This window comes from Paenibacillus sp. NPDC101420 (assembly GCF_050277435.1).
Lineage (GTDB): Bacteria > Bacillota > Bacilli > Paenibacillales > Paenibacillaceae > Paenibacillus_AQ.
Genome location: NZ_JBNNSE010000006.1, coordinates 332,003 through 349,719 on the forward strand (window position 1 = coordinate 332,003; position 17,717 = coordinate 349,719).

The 17,717-nt window shown below is 43.9% G+C and carries 16 protein-coding genes; 14 read left to right on the forward strand and 2 right to left on the reverse strand.

Annotated elements, in window-relative coordinates:
* Window positions 1–244 precede the first annotated feature (244 nt).
* The 11 genes from ACQKMP_RS24365 (at window position 245) to ACQKMP_RS24415 (ending at window position 11,582) form a co-directional block, all read left to right on the forward strand.
* Window positions 245–832 carry a sigma-70 family RNA polymerase sigma factor gene (locus ACQKMP_RS24365; RefSeq protein ID WP_339801078.1) on the forward strand — a complete coding sequence of 196 codons (588 nt, stop codon included), beginning with the start codon at window positions 245–247 and terminating at the stop codon, window positions 830–832.
* Window positions 819–1,577: a DUF3600 domain-containing protein gene (locus tag ACQKMP_RS24370; protein ID WP_427471462.1), complete on the forward strand. Its 759-nt coding sequence runs from the start codon at window positions 819–821 to the stop codon at window positions 1,575–1,577. The genes ACQKMP_RS24365 and ACQKMP_RS24370 overlap by 14 nt, the downstream gene beginning before the upstream one ends.
* A gap of 256 nt (window positions 1,578–1,833) precedes the next feature.
* Window positions 1,834–3,234 carry a helix-turn-helix transcriptional regulator gene (locus tag ACQKMP_RS24375; protein ID WP_339245547.1) on the forward strand — a complete coding sequence of 467 codons (1,401 nt, stop codon included), beginning with the start codon at window positions 1,834–1,836 and terminating at the stop codon, window positions 3,232–3,234.
* 122 nt (window positions 3,235–3,356) lie between these two features.
* A complete protein-coding gene (locus tag ACQKMP_RS24380; protein ID WP_076284026.1) occupies window positions 3,357–3,530 on the forward strand; it encodes an aspartyl-phosphate phosphatase Spo0E family protein in 174 nt (57 codons plus the stop codon).
* 234 nt (window positions 3,531–3,764) lie between these two features.
* A complete protein-coding gene (locus ACQKMP_RS24385; protein ID WP_094872533.1) occupies window positions 3,765–4,850 on the forward strand; it encodes a LolA family protein in 1,086 nt (361 codons plus the stop codon).
* A gap of 216 nt (window positions 4,851–5,066) precedes the next feature.
* On the forward strand, window positions 5,067–6,248 hold the full coding sequence (alr, locus tag ACQKMP_RS24390; RefSeq protein ID WP_149645231.1) for an alanine racemase: 1,182 nt from the start codon (window positions 5,067–5,069) through the stop codon (window positions 6,246–6,248).
* 214 nt (window positions 6,249–6,462) lie between these two features.
* Window positions 6,463–6,744: a CopG family ribbon-helix-helix protein gene (locus tag ACQKMP_RS24395; protein ID WP_025698676.1), complete on the forward strand. Its 282-nt coding sequence runs from the start codon at window positions 6,463–6,465 to the stop codon at window positions 6,742–6,744.
* 3 nt (window positions 6,745–6,747) lie between these two features.
* Complete coding sequence (locus tag ACQKMP_RS24400) at window positions 6,748–7,098, forward strand: type II toxin-antitoxin system PemK/MazF family toxin (RefSeq protein ID WP_042124727.1); 351 nt, start codon at window positions 6,748–6,750, stop codon at window positions 7,096–7,098.
* 156 nt (window positions 7,099–7,254) lie between these two features.
* The gene (locus tag ACQKMP_RS24405; RefSeq protein ID WP_339245557.1) at window positions 7,255–7,863 is read left to right on the forward strand and encodes a TetR/AcrR family transcriptional regulator; all 609 of its coding nucleotides are present in this window, start codon (window positions 7,255–7,257) and stop codon (window positions 7,861–7,863) included.
* 172 nt (window positions 7,864–8,035) lie between these two features.
* Window positions 8,036–9,235 carry an MFS transporter gene (locus ACQKMP_RS24410; RefSeq protein ID WP_427471467.1) on the forward strand — a complete coding sequence of 400 codons (1,200 nt, stop codon included), beginning with the start codon at window positions 8,036–8,038 and terminating at the stop codon, window positions 9,233–9,235.
* A gap of 118 nt (window positions 9,236–9,353) precedes the next feature.
* Entirely contained in the window at window positions 9,354–11,582 is a 2,229-nt protein-coding gene (locus ACQKMP_RS24415) for a Tex family protein (RefSeq protein WP_427471469.1), read from the forward strand.
* 92 nt (window positions 11,583–11,674) lie between these two features.
* Here the strand turns inward: ACQKMP_RS24415 and ACQKMP_RS24420 are convergent, their stop codons facing one another.
* On the reverse strand, window positions 11,675–13,132 hold the full coding sequence (locus tag ACQKMP_RS24420) for a methyl-accepting chemotaxis protein (protein WP_042185481.1): 1,458 nt from the start codon (window positions 13,130–13,132) through the stop codon (window positions 11,675–11,677).
* Window positions 13,133–13,312: 180 nt separating this feature from the next.
* Entirely contained in the window at window positions 13,313–14,074 is a 762-nt protein-coding gene (locus ACQKMP_RS24425; protein ID WP_427471471.1) for a DeoR/GlpR family DNA-binding transcription regulator, read from the reverse strand.
* A gap of 209 nt (window positions 14,075–14,283) precedes the next feature.
* On the opposite strand from ACQKMP_RS24425, the gene ACQKMP_RS24430 reads away from it, so the two are divergent.
* From ACQKMP_RS24430 to ACQKMP_RS24440, 3 genes are read left to right on the forward strand one after another with little or no spacing between them, the layout of a single operon-like run.
* Complete coding sequence (locus tag ACQKMP_RS24430) at window positions 14,284–15,036, forward strand: ABC transporter ATP-binding protein (protein ID WP_042124736.1); 753 nt, start codon at window positions 14,284–14,286, stop codon at window positions 15,034–15,036.
* Window positions 15,029–16,648: an ABC transporter permease subunit gene (locus ACQKMP_RS24435; protein ID WP_427471473.1), complete on the forward strand. Its 1,620-nt coding sequence runs from the start codon at window positions 15,029–15,031 to the stop codon at window positions 16,646–16,648. The genes ACQKMP_RS24430 and ACQKMP_RS24435 overlap by 8 nt, the downstream gene beginning before the upstream one ends.
* Window positions 16,649–16,695: 47 nt before the next feature.
* The gene (locus ACQKMP_RS24440) at window positions 16,696–17,697 is read left to right on the forward strand and encodes an extracellular solute-binding protein (RefSeq protein WP_341126065.1); all 1,002 of its coding nucleotides are present in this window, start codon (window positions 16,696–16,698) and stop codon (window positions 17,695–17,697) included.
* The last annotated feature ends 20 nt before the right edge of the window (window positions 17,698–17,717 follow it).

The following is a 17,717-nucleotide window of genomic DNA, read 5'->3' on the forward strand; positions in this document are numbered from 1 at the left end:
ATAAGCTTGTCAAGTTAAGGGGTTCTCTCTTTCTTACAGGCGAATTTACTTAGCTAAGTAAAATTTTGCTGGAAAGGAGAGTTTGATTGATGCCAGAGCGCGTGGTGCTTGGTCCATAACGGCGGTCAAACCACTTGAACCTGATGCAGCTCAAAAGGCTGGGTTAAATTCGTTAAAATAAATCGAACGATATCTCTTTGATTTACCAATATATAGTGTAAGACCGAAGGAGGGATTGAGAGGGATGAAACATCCAAATGAATATTCTCAGCTCATTGCGCTTACGCTAGCCGGCAGTCGTGAAGCGTATGGTGAGCTATATGAAGCAACGATCCGGGATGTGTATCAGACCGTTCATTTCCTCGTTCGAGAAACCTCCGATGTGGATGATATCGTTCAGGAGATTTACATTCAGGTGCACCGTTCTCTTGAACAATTTGACGTAAACCGCCCCTTTAAGCCTTGGCTGATGGGAGTGGTCATGCGGCAAATTCATGCCTATCGAAGAAAGAGATGGACGCATCTCCGAATGGTAAAAAAAGTAGGACAAACAGATCTAATGCTGGAGCATGATTTCACGAGTGATGTTGTGGAAAGGTTATCTAACCGCCGCCTGCTAGCAAGTGTAGGTCGTCTTCCATTTAAGCTGAAGCAGGTGATTATTCTGCATTATTTAAACGAATATTCACAGGAAGAAAGTGCTGCGATACTGGGTATTCCGCTCGGAACCGTGAAATCCCGTATTCACGCTGCACTGCAGAAGCTTCGTCAGAAGCCAGACAATCATACTCTTTTTAAGGGAAAGGTGGAGGACCTGCATGAATTTAAATGAAGAGTTACGGACAGTTCTGCAGGAAGAGGCGAGAAATATAAGTGCCCCACCGGAACTGAAGGAGCAAATATTAAATAGGGCCGTAGCCAAACAAGGGGGAAGACGTATGAAGAAATGGCTCGTGGCAAGTATTATGGCGGCTGCATTATTAATTCCTACTGGAGCTTATGCCGGATATCATTATTTGGTAGACAACATGTATGGATCCCCAGCAACTGCTGCTACGATAGGAGTAACCCAGCAACAATATGACAGGCTTGAGGCCAAACTGCAAAACGCGAAGCAAAGCTTTGACGAAGAGGAATTCACAAAGCTGATGTCCTTACTAGAGGAAGTGGGAGCTTATAATCTGCAAATGGCCGATGCTGAAGGCGTCTTTCACCTAGAACAGTTAGGTGCGAAGGACCAGAAGGCATATAAAGAGTTACAGGCTAAGCTTGAACCTTATTTCGAACAAATAAATGAAGCGAAAACATCAAAGAAATCAGTGCAATCCGTAGATCGTGATGCTTTCTGGAATGGCTTGCTTGAAAAAGCTGAACAGAGGCTTACTAAAAAAGAGTTTGAGGAGATCGAACGATTAATCATAGACTTACAAAGCTATGATGCTAAGGTATTTGATGCAGATGGCAGTGTTCATATGGATCGGCTTTCGAAAGAAGAGATACAAAACCAAGAGAAGTTAATTGAAACGCTAGACCCTTATATTAAAAAGCTGGATATGATGATTAAACCTAGCTCTTAGTTGAATTTAAATGCATGTATTGAATAACTATCGATAACAATATCATAAGAAAAACCATCAGAAAAGGTCTATTACACCTTGTATTCTGGTGGTTTTTATCTTTTACTAATTTAAAGTCTATACATTGATCACCGAATAATTGCATAATGAAAAGGAATAGAAAAAAAGTATTTGACCACTGGAATAATTAGACATATATTTATTAAAATGCTATTTGCTTATCTATGAATTATGTTGGCGGAAGGTGGCTTTGATCATGAAGCAGATGACCATTCGTGCAGAACTGGCAGACTATCTCAAGAAGCAGGGGATAACGATCAATCAGTTCGCAGAGGTGTCTAAGGTGAATTCAGGCACGATCAGTAATATCATCAATGGGAATCGCCCAATAGCCATGCAACAATTAGACCGGATTACAGAAGGTATGGGATTAGAAGAAGGCTGCTACTATGATTTGTATGTGGATGAGTGTTTTGTTCACTCCAATCCGAATTGGAGACGTCTTCGGCCATTTCTATATCGCTGTGCAGAGCTGGATAAGCTGGAATGTATTGCACGGGTAGTTGGGATCATGATGGATAGCTTATCTTATACGCCTTCGTTATTTGATACTGCAGAAGATTTTTTTACGCTAGGGAAGCACAAAGCAGCAGCGATGTTATATGAGAGTGTGGCTGAGAGTGAGAAGTATCAACATTCAGAGCGGCTGGCCCTTTGCCAATACAGGCTATTCACGATCGCTTTGGGTGAAGATCGGGATGCTAATTTGCGAGCAGCTGTGCAATTTGAAGGATTTGTTAACCGGCTTGATGAGGTGGACCAGCTTGATGCGCTGAAAGATTTGGCGAATACATATAGTGCTTTACGACATTGGGACAAGGTAATGGCAATGGCTAAGGAAATGGGGAATAAAGCAACAATTCAATATCATGCTAAATACGACCGTGCCAGAAAAAGCAGGCTTCAAAAGGAACCTGAAATCCCACTATTCTCATATATTCAATACTCTTACATGCTACGTTCAGTAGTTTATAGAGAGCTAGGAGATTATGATAGGGCTTTACATTATGTTAACATGTATATGGATATGAACTGGATTCGGGAAGACACGGAAGAAGCTTTGCAGCTTATGAATCAATGTATGGAGTGGGCACGGGCTAATATTAACTTGCTGCGAATTTTAAAAGGGGATATAACGGTGCTGCCGGAATATGTGGCATACCTTGAACAAAGGGAGGAAGAGATCCTCTCAGGTCTGTTCAAAATCCTTCAAGCAGCTAATTATTACCAATTTAACGTGGATGATATTCTTCTGCAGTTTGAGGGGAAAATATCAGATTGTAGAGATCATCATCAGCTAGAGATTAGATCCTATAATCAACAAATCTTCGAAGATAGATATACCAACTTGATGGCTGAGATAGCGTTTTATTATATAAGAAGAAATAAATATGAGATTAGTATAAAGTATATAATGGAAAGTTTAGAATATTCAGTAAAAATCAATAGCGAATCATGTATTATAAAATGTGTTGGAATGTTCGAAGAGCTACGTCATACGGTATCTTTAGAAACGCAAAAAGAATACAGAAACCTAATTAGTAAGGTGCAGCGAATCAACGAAAAGAAAAATGGCTTTGTTGTTAGCAGTGCATAGTAACGTAATTATTACCTTCATTCTAGTATTTATTAGAATCATTTCTTTATAGTACTGCACTTATTTGTAAATTATAGAATTTGACATATACCTCTAGTATATTAATTTGAGGAGGTAGTGTAATGAATAATCCAGAAATTATCCAAAAGAGAATAGAGGGTGCTAGAGCCAAACTTTATTTAATGGAAAGGGAATACGGTGGATTGTTACATCCAAATGTGATCAGACAGTCGATGAGGTTGGATGAATTAATCAATCAGTACAATAAAGCAATACATAGTGATAATGAGAGTTGAAACAAGAAACTGATCGTATAATTTTCTCTCTATTCAAAAGATAAGACCTACATAATGTTATTACATTTCTGTATAAAACATAAAGCCAGCGCTATGCGTGGGCTTTTTTTGTTTGTATGTTCCTGAAAAATAAATCTAACTCCCAGCTTGTCATGCCCGTCTGCATATTGCGGCCAAGTCCCTCATAGACATGTACTAATCAATGCATTCAAAACAGGTTAAGGGGATGATGTCATGCGCCGGACAATATGGGTACTCGCGATCATTATGAGCGTGGCCCTGGTGATGACGGGGTGCGGGAAGAAGGATGCCGCTTCCGTGGTCAAGGATTTGAACAATGTGGCCGACAAGTTGGAGAGTAAGCAGGGAACGTACCAAGCTTCAGGCATTATGACCCTATTCACCGGCGAGCAGCCGCAGGAGTATAAGGTAGAGGTATGGTACAAGAACCCTTCTTATTACCGGATCAGCTTGGCGAATGTACAGAAGGATATTACGCAGATCGTGCTTCGTAATGATGAGGGAGTGTTCGTACTTACACCAAGTATGAATAAGAGCTTCCGCTTCCAGAGTGATTGGCCGGACAATCAAGGCCAGGTTTATTTGTATCAGACACTAGTTCGGGGCATCGTCTCAGATAACAATCGTCAATTTGTGGAAGATGGAGATAACTATGTGTTTGAGGTAGCTGCGAATTATCAGAGCAATGCCCTTGTGCGGCAGAAGATTTGGCTGGATAAAAAGACTTATGAGCCTAAACAGGTTCAAGTCTCTGATTCTGAAGCCAAGGTAGTTGTAGACGTGAAGTTTGACACCTTTAAATTCGATACAGATTTCACTAAGGATTCCTTTGATATGCAAAAGAATATGACTACAGGTGCTGCTTCAGAAAGTACAGTAGCTCAGGTTGACGAAAATGGAAATCCGGTTGTAGTTCCTGAGGGTCAGGAGCAAGAGGGGCAACCTGTCGCTGCTGAGCTGGGTGACTTTGGTATTATCGAACCGGGGTACGTTCCGGCAGGTGTCGAGTTGAAGGACTCCCATAAAATGGAGGGGAACAAGGATCATGCTGTTCTCATCCGGTATGATGGGGTTTATCAATACACCATTATGGAAGCCCGTCCATTGGACCGTGCAGTAGCATTGGCTCCTGGAACGCTGATAGATCTTGGTTTTACCGCAGGACTTCTGAGTGGTGATGAGCAGCAGACTTTGACTTGGATGTCTGAGGGTATAGAATATCGAATTACAAGTGCTAATCTTCCTGTTAACGAAATGATGCAAATTGCCGCTTCTATGGAGGCACAATCGGGTAAATAATATAAAGTAGGCGGATACTGCGTTTTGTGGGATTCTTTCCTCTACAACGTAGTATCCGCCTTTCTATATTTGCCAGCGCTCCAGCCGCTTTGAACTGAAGCGAAAAGATAACTGAGCTCACATTGACAGCCACCTTCCGTAGCATTACCATGAGTACTAAGACAATGATCATTACAGCTATGACGTTTTACTACAACGTAAGAAGGTGACTTTGAAGTGCAAGCAAGCTATCGACCGACAGTAGCCGAAATTAATCTGGATGAATTGCGTGCCAATTACGAAGCCTTTCGCCGCTACTTGCCGGCAGAGACAAAGTTTATGGGATGCGTCAAAGGAAATGCGTACGGCCATGGAGCAGTGGAAGTGACACGGGAACTGGAAAGACTCGGAGCAGATTATGTTAGTGTGGCTTTTTTGGATGAAGCATTGGAGCTGCGTCAGGCGGGAATACTGATTCCTATACTGGTGCTTGGCTACACTTCTCCAGAAGGAATAGCCGTTGCCTGGGAGAACCATGTAACTGTAACACTGTTCACACCGGAAGTATTAGAGGCTGTTAGACAGCTTCCTGTAGATCCGGAACATCGGCTGAAGGTGCATATCAAGATTGATAGCGGGATGGGGCGACTGGGTCTTTTACCAGATGACGCACCCGCATTTATCTCTGAAGTGCAGTCTGTTGCGCAGGCGGAGCTGGAGGGTATGTTTACCCATTTTGCCAAGGCAGACGAACTAGACAAAAGCTATACACTGGAACAGCATCGACGGTTCATGAGCGTGGCGGAAACGCTGCGGGAGCAGAACATTCAGATCCCGATCATACATACGGGCAATAGCGCTACGGCCATTGATTCACCTTATTTATCCAGCAACATGGTGCGGGTAGGCATCAGCTTGTACGGATTTTATCCCTCAACTGAGGTAAACCGTCAGCTGGTAGAACTACATCCGGTAATGACGCTGAAGACGCAGGTTGTATATGTGAAGAGCCTGCCTTCTCATTGGGGCGTCAGCTACGGCACTCGGTACTTCACAGACAGCGAGGAGATTATCGCAACGTTACCTGTGGGGTACGCAGACGGATATTCCCGCATGCTAACTGGCAAAGCGGAGGTGTTAATACGTGGACGCCGCGTTCCTGTCGTCGGAACAATCTGCATGGATCAGTGTATGGTATCACTCAAATCTTTCGCTGAAGAAGCGGAACAAATTAAAGCAGGCGAAGAAGTTGTACTCATCGGCCGTCAAGCTGACGTGATGGTCACGGCAGACGAGTTGGCTCTCCATCTTGGAACGATTCACTACGAGGTAATTTGCATGCTGGCTCATCGGGTGCCGCGCGTTTATATCCGTGAAGGCACACTTCCTAAATTAGTAAATGCTCTGTTACAATCTTAAAGTTCTTGACAGTGATGTTATTCAAGGGAGAAAATAGAAGGAATTGTATCGTTTTAGGAGATATGACTAAAAGCCTATACGAACCGCCATTTCTAGTTTATAATGGGATGCAGCATACTTGATATACTGGCGGCATATATTCCTTGTATAAAATTCCTTGTATATTGCAACACTGGAACACAAGGGCAGAAGGTTTGTGGGGGTGGAAGAGAAGGTGGCCAATTTGCAGAACACCAAAAGAATCATGATCAGCTTGCCCGATCATCTCTTGCAGGAAGTGGACGGAATTGTTCAATTGGAGAATTCCAACCGGAGTGAATTGATTAGGCAGGCCATGAAGCTGTATTTGAGCGAACGGAGGAAACGTTCTATCCGGGAGTCCATGCAGCGCGGCTACATGGAAATGGCTAAGATCAACTTGACCATGGCATGCGAGGCGTTCCTCGCGGAGGAAGATGCAGACAGCACTCTTGGCCGCTTAGTAAGCGGGGTGTAGACATTGATCGTTAAACGTGGCGATGTTTTTTTTGCTGATCTTTCGCCGGTTGTAGGTTCTGAGCAAGGCGGAGTAAGGCCAGTACTGGTAATCCAGAATGATATTGGCAATCGCTTTAGCCCGACGGTAATTGTGGCCGCAATCACGGCCCAAATCCAGAAGGCTAAATTACCTACGCATGTGGAAATTGACGCAGCAGCTCATGGCTTTGACAGAGACTCTGTTATACTGCTGGAGCAGGTTAGGACGATTGACAAACAACGCTTAACTGACAAGATCACCCACCTTGATGATGAGACTATGAAGAAGGTGGATGATTCGCTGCAAATCAGCCTCGGACTGATTGATTTTTAATCACCCAGGGTTATAGATAATCCATGAGATAGGCGCTCGGGTACGAATCCGGGCGTCTTTTGATGTGCATTTTTACGAACTCATGGTAAAAAAGGATTAGGGGTTCACTTTTACAAAATGATCTGATAGTATTAGACCGTACGGTCGGTTTAGGAGGTGCTTAGAATCAGAGGACGTTCAGACGGAGAAGAAACAAAGAAACGAATTGTACTTAAAGCCACACAGCTGTTTGTTCAGAAGGGGTATGCAGCTGTAACCATGAATGAAGTTTGCGTAGCCTCGAATGTTAGTAAGGGCAGCTTATATCATCATTTTCCGAGCAAGGATGAACTTTTTCTATATGTGGTAGAAGAGGATACCGCGCAGTGGTTACAGGCGTGGGAAGATAAGAAGAATGAAATTGTTGGTGTTCAGGAGCGTTTATATGCTTTAGCCGAGCACTATGCAAATGATTTTCAGAATCCGTTGATTCAGGCGCTTGAGGAATTCTCAAGAAGCAGAGTTCATCCGGAGGATATCACTAAGCGGCTTGCTCATTTATATGAGGCTGCCTCGCATGCGTGTCGTGATCTTCTGAAGGAAGGCATGGACACGGGGTATTTTATTAAGGGTGATTTAGAGGATTATGTGATTATTGTAAATGGTATGCTCGAAGGGATCGGAAGAGCTGCTGAATGTTCTATTCCTGAAAAGACTCCGGATGATATCAAAAAATATTACCGGGAATCAGTACGACTGTTATTACAAGGGATATATACGGGATAAGATATAATGGGGCTTGAAAGAAGCTTTACATTCAGGAATCAAGAAGGCTGAAGCTTCTTAAAGGCACCGGATTAGAAGGACTATTTTTTTTGCTATAATTTAGACCGGATGGTCGGTCTCTAAAAGGAAATTATTCGAAGACTTGGCTTTAAAAACTACGGAGGTTAACACAATGTCATTACTACTTAGAAACAGGGGCGCTATGCTACTTGTTATGCTTAATATTTTTCTTGCTTTTACAGGGATCGGACTTGTAGTCCCTATCATGCCTACTTACATGAACGAACTTGGGATCACAGGAAGTACCGTTGGGCTGTTAGTGGCTTCATTCTCCCTTGCCCAATTATTAGTATCGCCATTCGCGGGCAGGTTATCCGACAGAATTGGCCGAAAAAAAGTGATTGTTGCGGGTCTGATCGTGTTTGCTTTTTCAGAGCTGCTCTTTGGTCTGGCGAATGTGTCCTGGCTCTTGTTCGTTTCAAGACTGCTCGGTGGTGTAGGCGCTGCGTTAATTATGCCAGCAGTTATGGCTTATGTAGCGGACACGACCTCTTTTGAAGAGAGAGCGAAAGGCATGGGGCTTATTAATGCAGCCATTACTACCGGATTTATTATCGGTCCAGGGATTGGCGGTTATCTTGCTGAGCTTGGCATGCGGGTACCCTTTTTCTGTGCGGCTGGTGCGGCTGGGATCGCAGCTCTAATTACAGTTTTGATCTTGCCTGAGTCTCTGTCTGTAGAGAAACGGATGGAAGCGAAGCTATCTAAAAATAATCAGGAGAGCTTCTTCACGCAATTGATGCGTTCTTATCGTGAACCTTACTTTTTCGGGTTAATTATTGTATTTGTTATGGCTTTTGGATTGGCTAACTATGAAACGGTGTTCGGATTGTTCGTGGACCATAAATTTGGCTTTACCCCTAAAGATATTGCTTTTGTAATTACCTTTGGCTCGATCGCCGGTGCTGTGGTGCAGGTATCCGCGTTTGGCTGGATTCTGAATAAATTCGGCGAGAATAAGGTAATCTCCACTTGCCTTATAACTGCTGCAATGTTTATTCTGTTGACGCTGTTTGTAAGTGGCTTCTGGGCGATTTGTGCGATTACCTTTGTCGTATTCTTGGCTATGGATATTCTTCGACCAGCGGTAGGCACCCAGTTATCCAAAATGGCGGGGGAAACGCAGCAAGGCTTCGTAGCAGGAATGAACTCTGCTTATACGAGTCTTGGAAATATCGCAGGGCCTATCATTGCAGGGTATCTTTTTGATCTAAGTATTAACTTTCCATATGTGGCAGCGGCGTTTGTTCTAGCATTATGTTTTATGTTGTCACTTAGTTCTGGAAAAAGGGGAATGGGACAACGCGCGTAAACCACCCAATCTACCTCCTCTCTAGGCTGGACTTTGGAACAGAGCCGATCTGTGATACTATTTTAGTTATGAGAACAAGAATTGTATAAGCAGATTGTGTACGGGAAGAGGGATACTAATGACGGTAGATAACAGCAAAACGGGAGTCATTACGGAAGAGGCGGCCGCACAGCGGGAGCAGGAATTGATTACTGTAGCGATTGCCAAGGAATTGAACATTAGCCTGAAGCAGGTGCGTACAACGGTTGGACTGCTGGATGAGGGGAATACGATTCCGTTCATCGCCAGATACCGGAAAGAAATGACGGGTGAGCTGGACGAGAATGCGCTGCGTGATATTGAAGAGCGCCTGGCTTATCTTCGCAATTTGGGCGAACGTAAGAAAGACGTTATCCGCAATATTGAAGAGCAGGGCAAGCTGACCAAGGAGCTTCATGAACAAATTACCAATGCGGTCAAGCTGCAGGAAGTGGAGGATTTGTATCGTCCTTTCCGTCAGAAGCGTAAGACTCGTGCTAGTGTCGCGAAGGAAAAAGGCTTAGAGCCGCTTGCGAACTGGATTATGGAGCAGCAGAGACAAGGTGACCCACAAACTGAGGCTACGAAATATATAGATGCTGAAAAAGGAGTGGAGACCGCAGATCAAGCGCTTCAAGGTGCACTGGATATCATCGCCGAGAACATTGCAGATGATCCTGCGATCCGCTCTTGGGTTCGGCAATATACGGCAAGTCAGGGCATCCTTGTGTCTGAAGCTAAGGATGCAGAGCAGGAATCCGTATACGAGAACTACTATAGCTACCGTGAGCCTGTACACAAAATGCCACCTCACCGAATTCTCGCCATTAATCGCGGTGAGCGGGAGAATATACTGAAGGTAGGCATTGAGGTTGTCACTGACAAAATTCATGCTTACATTGCGCGGAAAATCATTAAAGGCCCATCCCCAGTGAAGGAACTGCTGGAGGCAGTGACTGAGGATGCCTACAAGCGTCTGATAGCTCCTTCTGTGGAGCGTGAGGTTCGCGGGGAGATGACCGAGCGGGGCGAGAATCAAGCGATCTCAATCTTCTCTGGTAATCTACGCAGCTTGCTGCTGCAGCCGCCAGTTAAGGGGCGCTGTGTGCTGGGTGTTGACCCTGCCTATCGTACCGGCTGTAAGCTGGCCGTCGTAGACGATACTGGTAAGCTGCTTGAAGTAGCCGTGACCTATCCAACACCACCGAACAACAAGAAGGTTGAAGCTGCTGCTAAGTTTAAAGAACTAATCGCTAAATATGGCATTCAGCTCATCGTGATCGGAAATGGGACAGGCTCTCGTGAGACCGAGCAATTTACGGCAGAAGTGATCGCCGAAATTGGCGATCCAGAGCTGGCTTACCTGATCGTTAATGAGGCTGGTGCGAGTGTTTATTCTGCTTCCAAGCTGGCGCAGGAGGAGTTCCCGGATCTGGATGTAGCAGAGCGTAGTGCAGCTTCTATCGCCCGCCGTGTGCAGGACCCGCTGGCGGAGCTGGTGAAGATCGATCCGAAAGCTATCGGCGTCGGGCAGTATCAGCATGACGTCTCCCAGAAGCATCTGGAAGAGAGTCTTAAGGCTGTCGTAGAATCGGCGGTTAACCATGTGGGCGTGGATGTAAATACGGCATCTCCTGCCTTGCTCTCTTATGTGGCTGGCGTTAACGGTACAATTGCTAAAAATATCGTTAAATATCGTGAAGAGAACGGTAAGTTCACGACTCGGAAGCAGCTGCAAAAGGTGCCTCGTCTGGGTGCGAAGTCCTATGAGCAATGTATCGGCTTCCTGCGGATTCCAGGTGGAGACAACACCTTGGATCGCACACCTATTCACCCCGAGTCATATCCCGTGGTGGATCGCTTGTTCCGCGAGCTAAGCCTCGATGTAAATAAGCTTGGCAGCAAAGAAGTGGCTTCACAGCTGGAGGCACAAAATGCCGAGGAGCTGGCTGTGAAGCTGGATGTCGGCGTGCCAACGCTTCGCGACATCCTAGAGAGCTTGCAGCGTCCGGGCCGCGATCCTCGCGAGGAGCTGCCGTTGCCGATCTTCCGCACCGACGTGCTGAAGATCGAGGATCTGGTTCCCGGCATGGAAATGCAGGGAACCGTCCGCAACGTGATCGATTTCGGCGCATTCGTCGATATCGGGATCAAGAACGATGGGCTGGTGCATATATCCCAGCTCAGCGGCAGCTTTGTGAAGCACCCGATGGATGTTGTCTCCGTAGGAGATAATGTCACCGTCTGGGTGATGGTTGTTGACCTGAAGAAGGGCCGGGTCAGCCTGACCATGCGTCCGCCGCGTGTTGAGGCAGGAAGTCTTAGCTAAAGTGAACTAAGTGAACAAAGAAAGCCATCTACTTCGTGAGGAGTAGATGGCTTTTTCTTTTGACTGAATGGTATTGAAACAAACAGCTGTATCTATGAAGATCTCGTTAAATTGTCTAACTTAATAGCTAACTCATTTAGATTGCTGATGCTAATCACCGTTTCAGAAACATGTTGTTGCTGGACCTCAGCGCTAGCGAGGACTTGTTCAATAGCTGCGGTATTCTCTTCGGTAATTGCAGCCACTGAATTAACTTCGCCGAGTACAAGGGTGGATGCATGCCGGATATGATCGCTCCTATCCTTCAGGTCTTCTGCTTGTTCAAGCACTTGGTGTGTATTATTTCGAATACCCTCGAATAATCGAGCGATATCATCAGTGGAATTTTTCCCTGATTCTACAACTAGCAACCCGTTAGAAACCATATCGCCAACCTGCGCAATATTATTTTGAATGCTTCTGAGAATCCGGGCAATGTCCGCGGATGCATTGTGGGAGCTCTGTGCCAATTTTCGGATTTCATTGGATACGACTGCGAAACCTTTGCCGTGTTCCCCCGCATGAGCGGCTTCAATGGAAGCATTTAGCGACAAAAGATTCGTCTGCTCAGCAATTCCTACGATGCTGGAAACAATCGATTCAATCTTCTGATTTTCTTCATTCATTTGTGTCATCAAGCCAGCAGTACTCGTTACGATATCCGTAACTTCAGACATAGTTCCAGTTAAGCGAATGATTTCATCTTGCCCCTCTTGCGTAATTTGATCCGTTTCACGGCTTCTATTGCTCATGGAGACGGAGGCAGCATTTGCCTGCATAGCTGATTCGTTTAACTGCTGCATAGCATTTGAGATTTCGCTAACACTTTGTGCTTGTGATTCTACTCCACTAGCTATCTCTTGGAAGGCGGTTACGACTTCTTTGGAAATTCGATCTGTTGTCAGTACGTTGTTATGCATTAGGTTACTAGATTGACTCAGAACTCCTACGGATTCAGTAACACCTGTAAGGATGGTCTCCATTTCCGCTCTGGCACGTTCAGCTTCGTTTCTGCTCTTAGACATATTTTTGAACATTTTCGCACCAATCTGACTCTGATAGATCAGAACCAGTATCATCATGATGAGAAAAACGTTAACACTTAAGGCGTCAACGGATTCGAAAGCGGGTTTGGTCATCAGAAAATAGTTGAGTAAGATACAAGCTATCACACCATTAAGGAGCAATGGGCGATAGTTGTGATAGAGGGATACGATGCCTAGACCCCAGTATAGAATTAACGTACTAATGATATTTGCCCCTGCATCGATGTAGAAGTATGTAATGATATTAAAGCCAATAGCTGTTATGTACATAATATAGGGTGTAGCCACACGTTTCCAAATTAGTACCGTACACAATAATCCAAGGGGTACGGCTGCTGATATAATCGCCATGATTGTTTGTGGAAATCTGTAAAGCGAAATTGAACCGAACAACAAACAGCCCCAAAACAAGTAAATAATTAATTTGTTTCTCTGGTGTAATTCGGACATCTGATTCAAGGGCATATTCACACTCCATAATGTAATAGTACTTCTGATTTTTAAGTTTAAGAGATTCACGAAATGATGTCTATGATGTTAAGGTAAGTGTCTGCGATCCTTAAAAAAACACGAAAAAAACCTCCCTTAGGTAAAATGGAAGTACCACACAACCATTCAGATCCGAGAGAGGTTTCTTTTGTAATATTATTCCGCAATTATCAAGCTCGTGCGTTTGCTTTTAAACTTCTGCTGGAAGCTTCGATCTATATTACGGTCGGTAATAATGTACCCAATTTTATCGAGTGAGGCGATGCCGATGGTCACATCTTTCCCGAATTTAGTATGGTCAGCAGCAACATAAACTTCTTTGGAGAGATCGATAATTTTTTTGCGCGTTTGCGCTTCCTCCAGGTTATAGTCGGAGATGCCTTTTTCAAGGGTAATGCCGCTTGCGCAAATAAAAGCCTTAAGGATATTTAATTCACTGAAATTAAATAGATAATCATATGCAATGACAGACTGCTCATTTAGTCGGACCTTTCCGCCAATGATAATAAGCTCAACCGCACTGTTCATAAGCTCGTTTACCACAGGAATGGAGTTCGTAATGACCGTGAGATTCTTTTTATTCTTGATATATTTGGCGATCTGATAGGTGGTAGAGCCGCTGTCCAGATAGATGCAATCCCCATCGTTGATATATTCGCTGCACTTTTGGGCGATCATTTTCTTTTCCTCTAAGTGACCGACCATCCGCGCATCCATTGGAGATTCAGCAAACTCCGATTCCACCAGTTTAATTCCACCATAAATCTTCTTGATCTTCCCTTGCTTGTCCAGCAGGTTGATATCTCTGCGAAGGGTATCGATAGAAATATTAAGCTCTTCTGCTAGCTCCGGCAGCTTCTGAACCTTTTTGAACATTAAGATTTCTATGATTTTCTTTTGTCTTTCCAGTGGAAACATGTAATCACCCATTCAAAGTTTATATCGCTTTCGATAGTTGAAGTATAAAGGGATTAATATAGGGTAGCAACTACTCCTTTCTAAGTTAGTCATGATATACTTATAATATACTCACAACTTATTTATAATTTACATACATTTTACGTAACTGTTTATCCTCAAAAACAAAACCTTTTTATACTGAGGTTGTACTTGAGGAGGTGGAACCTTTGCTTAAATTACAAAACATAAGCAAGCATTACGATAACAAGGTTGTTCTAGAGGATATTAGTCTAGACATCCAAGCAGGGGAAATTGTCTCCTTACTCGGCCCCAGCGGGAGTGGCAAAACCACCTTGCTAAACATCATCTTGGGATTGGCTAAGATGGAGCAGGGGCAAATCATTTTTAATGATCAAGATTTAAGCAATGTACCCATGAAGAAACGCGGATTTAATATAGTGTTCCAGGATTATGCGCTCTTCCCCAACCTTAATGCTTACGAAAATATCGTTTATGGTCTGAAAAATAAAAAAGGATTAACGTCGGAGCATGAGGTTCAGGAGTATATCGAGTTTCTGGAATTAAAGCCGCATTTAACGAAGAAGATCGGCGCTCTATCGGGTGGGCAGAAGCAAAGGGTGGCTTTGGCAAGAACACTCGTAATGAAGCCCAAATTATTACTGCTCGATGAACCTCTAAGCGCACTGGATGGAATCATCAAGGAATCTATTAAAGCTCGGATTAAATCCATCGCCAGAGAATATAAGCTTACGACGATTATCGTCACCCATGACCCTGAAGAGGCTTTAACCCTGTCGGATAAAATTCTCATCATTAATCAAGGTCATATTGCCCAATTCGGAACACCTCAAGAGATCATTCAACAACCTAGCAATGATTTTGTAAAAGAATTTATTCTGGGGCAACTGCAAGTGAAACGGGAAAATATCTATAACCTGTTCGGTGAACATTATGCCTAAAGCTAAACCGGAAATGCGGATCATTTTTATCCCAATCGTATTGTTATTTATCGTGTTCCTGATCTTGCCACTGGCAGTTTTATTTAACCGCTCGTTTGAAACGGGCCAAGGTTATTCGGTATCCAATTATCTCACCATTCTGGCAGATCAAGAGATTCGAGAGTCCATCGGAAATAGTATGAAGGTCTCCGGTGTTACGGCACTCATCACGACGGTTCTAGCTTTTATCCTAGCCTATTCTATCCACTGTACAAGAATCTATCGCCCGTTAAAAAGCATCATTAGAACTGGAATTCTGATTCCTATGCTGCTGCCTACAATTACTTACGGGTTTGCGATAATGTACTCTTTTGGCAACCAGGGACTGATTACTAAAATCTTCGGACGGAATTTATTCGAGATTTATGGATTTAATGGTCTGTTGATAGGCTACGTAATTTATACCTTACCTTCTGCTTTCCTGCTGATTCATAATTCGTTCAAGTACATTGATAAAAAGTTCATCGTCGTATCCAAGCTTATGGGGGATGGGACGCTGCGAAGCTTCATGAACACGATCGTTCGGCCTTTGTGGGGCACTTTGGGAGGGGCGTTTGTTCTTTCTTTTATCCTAAGCTTCACGGATTTTGGGATCCCTGCATCGGTGGGGGGGACGTATAACGTGGTTGCTACTCAGCTGTATCAGGTCATGCTTGGGGCTATACCGGATTTCAACAATGGGGCAGTTATTGCTGTACTGATGTTAATACCGGCGGCGTTCGGGGTTGTACTGTTAACGTATCTTGAAAAATTCAACTTCCATTATGACAAGGTGACTGAAATCGAGATGATCCCGAATAAAGGCAGAGATTCGGTTCTTGGACTAATCTCATCCGTGATTCTAATCGGTCTACTAGCTGTATTTTCAGTCATGTTCGTTGCACCACTGATGAATGGCTATCCTTATGATCTTACGTTTACATTCAAGCATTTTGTGGATGTTTTTCAATCAAGCGATTTAATCAATGTATATAAAAATTCCTTGCTCGTAGCAGGACTGACGGCAATCGTAGGTACGATCGTGGCTTATGCTGCGGCTATCATCAATGTGCGAACGCCTATAAAAGGGAAAGCGACTTTTGACATCCTATCGATGGTGACGAACACGGTACCGGGTATGGTCCTTGGTCTGTCGTATCTACTTCTGTTCAATAACAGCAGTCTCAAAGGAACCTTTACGATTCTTGTGCTCTGTACCCTTGTTCATTACTTTACGACTCCTTATTTGATGGCAAAGAACTCTCTGGCGAAAATGAATCCATCGTGGGAGACCACTGCTGAATTATTAGGTGACAGCTGGCTGCAGACGATCCGCCGGGTCATTCTACCGAACTCTGCATCCACGGTGATAGAGATGGTCAGCTACTATTTTATCAATGCGATGGTGACCATTAGCGGAATTATCTTTTTAGTGACTGCCCAAACCTCGGTAGTTGCCAGCAAAATAAAAGAGCTGCAGCATTTCGCCAAATTTAATGAGGTGTTTGTCCTATCCATCCTGATCTTTTGCACCAACCTTATCATTAAGCTCCTAGGTGACTATCTCCAGAAACGGCACTCAAACTCTCGTTAGTTAACGATTTTAAATATAAAAAAACCAGTTAAAGTGAGGGAGAAATTATGTCTAAGAGAATTAAGGGATTCAAAGGAATTATGTTGTCTATCGTGGCTTTGAGTTTGGTGTTCACATTAGCAGGTTGTGGAAATAAAGCAGCGGGTGATGCGAGTAAAGTAGTGATTTTGACCAATGCGGATGAAGAAGCTGTAGCCTCTATGGAGACTGCGCTAAAAGGTGCGGGGTACGAAGGGCAATATCTCTTTCAATCCTTGGGCACTTCTGAGCTGGGTGGAAAGCTGATGGCAGAGGGAGACAAAATTGAGGCTAACCTGATCACGATGAGCTCTTATTTTGTAGAAAGTGCGCAAGAGAAACATGGCATGTTTAAAGATCTATCGTTTACGACTAACGCGCTAGATTCCTATTCAGCGTACTATACGCCGATTTTGGCGAATACCGGTGCTATTTTTGTAAACACAGCGGTGCTTAAAGATAAGGGCTTGGCGATGCCAACGTCCATTAAGGATTTAACAAAACCAGAATTTAAAGGCTTGGTATCTGTTCCGAACATTATGGACTCTTCGACAGGCTGGTTGTTGGTTCAGGCGATTATTTCGCAATACGGGGAGGAAGAAGGTAAAACGGTTCTGCATGATTTAGTTGCTAATGTAGGCCCACATCTGGAAAGCTCCGGTTCCGGTCCGATTAAAAAGGTAAAAGCAGGAGAAGTAGCTGCAGGCTTTGGACTTCGTCATCAGGCAGTATTAGCTAAAGAAGAAGGCGCACCGATTGACTATGTAGATCCAACAGAAGGTAACTTCTCGCTTACAGAATCCGTAGCCGTGGTGAAAAAAGACGATGCAACAACAGAGCTGGCTATGAAAATGGCAGAAACCATTATTAAAGATGCCAGAAAAGACTTAATTACAAATTACCCAGTGGCTCTATATAAAGATGAAACGGTTAGTGATATCCATAAGCCTGCACACAGTATGAAATTTGTTAAGCCGTTGACTGTGGAACTGCTGGAGCAACATCAACAATTCTTTAAAGAAAATAAATAAGATTAGAACAAGGAGTGAAG